This is a genomic window from Streptomyces sp. NPDC055506 (genome assembly GCF_053643595.1).
In genome coordinates, this window is the sequence record NZ_JBSHKH010000251.1 from 1 (window position 1) to 3,945 (window position 3,945).

At 67.0% G+C, this 3,945-nt stretch carries 3 protein-coding genes; all 3 read right to left on the minus strand.

All coding sequences use genetic code 11. The features are described from left to right. Nucleotides 1–29: 29 nt before the first annotated feature. Genes ACWIF2_RS40210 through ACWIF2_RS40220 form a run of 3 tightly spaced genes read right to left on the minus strand, consistent with a single transcriptional unit; the run spans nt 30 to nt 3,461 of the window. Nucleotides 30–773 (minus strand): hypothetical protein, encoded by a 744-nt coding sequence (locus tag ACWIF2_RS40210; RefSeq protein ID WP_454366604.1) that lies wholly within the window; start codon nt 771–773, stop codon nt 30–32. After that, the gene (locus tag ACWIF2_RS40215; RefSeq protein WP_454366606.1) at nt 770–1,219 is read right to left on the minus strand and encodes a hypothetical protein; all 450 of its coding nucleotides are present in this window, start codon (nt 1,217–1,219) and stop codon (nt 770–772) included. Before ACWIF2_RS40215 ends, ACWIF2_RS40210 begins: the two co-directional genes overlap by 4 nt. Before the next feature lie 13 nt (nt 1,220–1,232). Beyond that, the gene (locus ACWIF2_RS40220) at nt 1,233–3,461 is read right to left on the minus strand and encodes a glycoside hydrolase domain-containing protein (protein ID WP_454366608.1); all 2,229 of its coding nucleotides are present in this window, start codon (nt 3,459–3,461) and stop codon (nt 1,233–1,235) included. Nucleotides 3,462–3,945 lie beyond the last annotated feature (484 nt).

The following is a 3,945-nucleotide window of genomic DNA, read 5'->3' on the forward strand; positions in this document are numbered from 1 at the left end:
CCGTCACACCGTGCGGGCCACCGTTCGGTTCAGGACTGCTGCCGGGCGAGGCGTTCGGCGGAACGCTTCCGCGACGGCTGGAGCGGGTCGGCGCCGGAACCGGCGCCCTTGCCGGGAGCCCATTCCCAGCCCTGGATCTTCGCCGCGGTCGCCGCCAGCCGGCTGTCGCCGGGCTTGACGTCGAGGTAGAACAGCGCCTCGTCCGGGCGCTTGTCGTCCCCGCCCCACCGGACCACGCCGTCGCACTCGGCGAGGATGTCCCGGATCACCACCGTCTGCTGCGGGAAGAAACCGCCCCGCACCCCGGCGGGGTAGTAACCCGGCCGGATCTGCACGGCCGTGCCGGAGGCCTGGTTCGACTCGGCCAGGCCCTTGCGTACCGTCGAGGGCCGGCGCCAGCCGGTGACGTCGCCCCGGCGCAGTTCGTCGATCTCGTAGTGGAAGCGGCGGATCACATGGACGAGGACGGTCTCGACGTCGCCCATGCGGATCTGGACGCCGTCGACGGGGGTGCCGGGGACGGGTCTGGTGTAGATGTGCCCGTGGTCGTCCGCGGTCCTTTCCATCTCCCAGCCGTTCGTCGACGGGACACCGGTCAGGAGTCGCTTGTCGCGTTCCTGCGCCTTGCGTACCGCCTCCCGGACCTTGTCCGGATCCGGGCCCTGGGACGCGGCCCGGGCGGGAGAGGAGAGCAGTGAGGAGCCGAGGGCCGTGCCCGCGGCGATGAAGGCGGCACGCCGCAGCGCACTTCGGCGGGACAGGTCGGTTGTCACGTGTCGGTGTCCTTCTTGTGGTGGGCGATGGCGAGTCCGGTGAGGACGAGGGAGCAGACCCCGAGTACGGCGACTGCCGGGTTGATGTACGAGGGGATGAGGGCCTCGACGACCCGCCCGTCACTGGTCCGGCAACCGAAGTGCAACGGGACGAAGCTCGGGGCGTAGCCACTGAGCTTGTCTCCGACCGAGTCGCGGCATGCCTGGGACCGGGCGTAGTCGTCGAGGAGGAACAGATGGAGGAGTCCCCATGTGTACATGGCGATCGTCGCGTCCCAGGCCAGCACGGCAGCGGACCGGGCTGTGAACGTCTCCTTCCTCCGCGCGGCTCGTATCAGGCGTTTGATCCCGTGGACGGTGAGGGGCACCACCGTGATGAGGCAGGCCAGGAGCAGCACCAGCAACAGCGCGCCGTCGTGGGCGGCGTAGGGCTCGTCTCCTGACATGTGCGCTCCCCTGCTAGTAGTTGCGGGAGATGGAGTTGTACTTCTCCATCACGTAGTACAGCCCCATCCGCTTCTTGGCCTCCGTCATCGCGGGCTCGCCGGGGCCCTGGTACCGGCGGAGGACCTCGTAGATCTCCGTGTCCGTGTAGCCGAGGGTCGGCTTGCGCAGGGCCGGGGAGTCGTCGTCGCCGCCGGGCTTACCGTCGATGTCCCACATGTGGATGATGGCGACGCTGGTGAGGGCGAACGTCTCGCTGTCGTAGGCCTGCTTCCAGGCGTTGTACTTGTCCTCGTCCTTCGAGTAGTCCCGGCGCGGCTGGTCCGAGGAGTAACCCTTGTCGAGGGCGTGGTTCCAGGCACCGATCAGAGTGCCGGCCCGCTGCTTGGCGATGCCCGTGGACGTCTCACGGATGTACTGGCGCGTGGTGTTGAAGGCGGTGATGACCGCGAGCCAGGCCGCCTCGTCCTGAGGGGTGATGTGCCGCATCTCCCAGTAGGCGGTCGTCTGGATGAGCGCCTTGCGCATGTTGTATCTGCGGGAGAGGTCGGTGATCAGCTCGTCGTGCGCGGTGACGGTCCGTTCGAAGCACTTCCAGTGCTGCCAGCTGCGGGTGCCGCCGTCGAGGGGGAATCCGAGCGATTCCATGTACTTGCCGACGTCCGTCTGCATGGCCGTGGTGACGTCGGGGTGCAGCCGGGTGTCCTGCTTGACACCTCTCGGCGGGTTGAACGATCCCTGACCGGTGTCACGCCCGGAGGCGATGTTGACATCGATGTTGATCGAACCGCTTCCGGAGCCGACCGTCTTGGTGACGATCTGGTCGTAGGCCCAGTTCTCGGGGAGCGGATAGCCGAAGTTCCCCGAGAATCCGGAGGACATGTCGGAGACGAACGAGGCCGAGGCGTGGCCCGCTTCCGACACGCGCGTGCACACGTTGCGGGGGCCGTAGACGCCGACGCCGTAGCGGTTGCCGTCGTCGCGCATCGCGTCCTCGATGCCCTTGAAGTGGGGCAGGACGTTGTCGGTGACCTCGTAGTCGTAGGCGTCGAAGTCGACCGCGAAGAATATCCTCGATCCCGGCTTGAAGCCGTGGTCGAGTGCCGCGTTGATCGCGGCCTGTCCGGCCGCTCGGCCCAGGGGGTAGCTGAAGTCCTCGGCGCCCCGCCCGAAGGTCTGGTAGATCGGGAAACAGCGCAGCCCCTGGTCGGCGATGGTCTGCAGCTCGCCGGTCTGGATCTCCTTCTCGGGGACCTTGCCGCCGCCGGGGATCGGGTTGGTCAGGTAGCGCCCGACGATGGTGATGCCTTCCGCCTTGAGCGCCTTGGCCCTGTCGGGGGTGATGCGGGTGACGCCGTCGGACGCCGTGCCCTTGCGGTTCTGGTCACCGTAGGACACGAGGAGGGAGGCCCAGGTGGAGAAGTCGCCCTTCCCGGTCACGGGCAGCTTGACGAACGACTGGAACGAGCGGACCGCTTCCGCGTGGGCGGCGGTGAAGGTGCTGCCGAAGGAGACGGAGCGCTGGTTGAGCAGCAGGCCGCCGGTGAACAACTGCACCCAGGTGCCGGACGAGCCCACCGACAGGGTGTGCTCCTTCAGACCCGCCTGGGTGCCGGGGCCGAACACCCCGTTGGCGACCCCGTCGGCCATCCCGATGGTGTACTGGACCGCGTAGAGCATCGCCTGGGCGACGGTGCGGGAGTGATGACCGTCGCACGCGATGATGAAGAAGTCCCGGCGGTTGATGAATTCGCCGTTCATCCACTGCTGCACGGCGCGGATCTGGGCGGAGCCGTTGTTGACGGTGACGTACGGGTCCATGTTCAGAAGGCCCTTGAGTACCTTCGGGACCACTTCACCGCCGGGGAAGGCGAAGTCGACGCCCATGTCCTTCTTGAGCTTGATCACCGAGTCGCGGACACGGTCGTTGTACTTGCCGTCGATCTCGCCGCCGTCGTACCCCTTGCAGTACAGGCCGGCCTGGACGATCCGGATGATGTTCGCCGGGACGCCGGAAGCGCCGATGCGCGGGTACTTCGACTGGAGCGTGGAGAGCGTGCCGGGACCGAAGTTGTCCGACAGTCCGGAGATGCCCAGCTCGTACTGGAGCGCCCGGGTGAGGGCGAACATGACGGTCCAGCCGGTCTCGCCGTTCTCGACGAGCCGCGATATGCCCAGCTTCGCACCGTTGTCATAGGTGGCGTTGAGGAACGTCTGGGCTCTGCGCACCATCTCATCGGCCATGGGCGTGGCTCTCCTTCACAAGGGTCGTGTCCGGGTACCGGAGCGTGACGGCACCCCCATCCGGCGTGGGACCGGGAGGAGTTGACGAGGGACGGCCTCACCAGGAGGCGAGACGACTCAGAGGCGCGACATGACGGCACGACTGCGAAGAAGATGTGCGCATGACAGACGGCACGGCGACATCAGAAACCTCCCCCGTTCCGGTGGCGTGGTCAGTGCACCGGATTTGGTGATCACCATAGGCACAGCGCGAGCAGGGGGAGCAAGGGCTTTACTTCTGGGGCAATTGGTGCCGTGGCGCGAATCCGACCCGCCCCCGCACCCGGTTCCGGAACAAATGGCCGAGTCGGCTCGCGCACTCCAGAACAGTGAAGAAACCGTGAAACGGAATGACGGCGAGAGGGACACTTCAGGCCGGAAATCTGTCCGAAACCGGAGGCTCGGGCAGCCAGGCGATCAGGCGGTTCCGCTCGCGGAGCAGGAG

Excerpts from the sequence above, each read along its gene's own strand:
- ACWIF2_RS40215 (WP_454366606.1), bottom strand. The coding sequence starts at position 1,219 with ATGTCAGGAGACGAGCCCTACGCCGCCCACGACGGCGCGCTGTTGCTG.
- ACWIF2_RS40220 (WP_454366608.1), bottom strand. The coding sequence starts at position 3,461 with ATGGCCGATGAGATGGTGCGCAGAGCCCAGACGTTCCTCAACGCCACC.